Consider the following 981-nt stretch of genomic DNA (forward strand, 5'->3'; position numbering starts at 1 on the left):
ATGAAGATGGAGAGCTTCCCAGGAGAAGACCAAGAAGAGACTATTACTTATAGACGTAAGAAGCGTAAAGCTAAAAGAGAAGCTGTTCTAGCAGCTTTCCCTTCTGAAGAAGTTCATCATGAATTATCTGAAGAAGAACAATATTGCTTAGATTGTCATGAAAAGCTCAAGGAAATTGGCTCATGGACTGCACGTAAAGAGTTAGTCTTTATTCCAGCTCAGATAAAGAGATTAGACCATATCCAGCATGCATATAAGTGTGAGCACTGCAGTTTGAATAATGAAGTAGATAAGATTATCAAGGCTCCTGTTCCTAAAGCACCACTAGCACACAGCTATGGCTCTTCTTCAATTATCGCTCATACGATTTATCAAAAATATGAATTAAAGGTGCCGGCTTATCGTCAAGAAAATGATTGGCAAAAGATGGGACTTCCTATCCGTCGCCAAGACTTGATTAACTGGCAAATGAAGACAACGGAATATTACTTCAAGCCTATTTACAGTCTACTTAAAGAAATCTTGTTAACTCAAACAGTCCTTCATGCCGATGAAACTAGTTATCGCGTCCTTGAGAGCGATACTCAGAAGACTTATTATTGGACCTTCTTATCAGGTAAGCAAGAAGTTAATCCGATAACGCTATATCATCATGATCCTCATCGTAGTGGCCAAGTCGCCACTGACTTCTTAGAAAATTACTCAGGATATTTGCACTGTGATATGTGGCAAGCTTACAAGCAATTACCTGAAGCAACACTAGTTGGATGTTGGGCACACGTTAGAAGAAAGTTCAAAGAAGCAGTGCCACCAACTACTGAAGGCAAATCATTATCAAAGCAAGGAACTCACTACTGCAATAAGATGTTTACCCTGGAGAAGTCTTGGGAGAATCTGTCTAATGAAGAAAGATATCAAAGAAGGCAAGAAGAACTAAAGCCATTATTTGAAGAATTCTTTGAATGGTGTAGAAACAGTCAA

1 protein-coding gene is annotated in these 981 nt (G+C 38.8%); it reads left to right on the forward strand.

Annotated elements, in window-relative coordinates; genetic code table 11:
* Positions 1–981: IS66 family transposase (gene tnpC, locus FC46_RS09865; protein ID WP_057800236.1), on the forward strand; the 981-nt coding region annotated here is incomplete at both ends.

The sequence above is a fragment of the Lactobacillus kalixensis DSM 16043 genome (genome assembly GCF_001434335.1).
Lineage (GTDB): Bacteria > Bacillota > Bacilli > Lactobacillales > Lactobacillaceae > Lactobacillus > Lactobacillus kalixensis.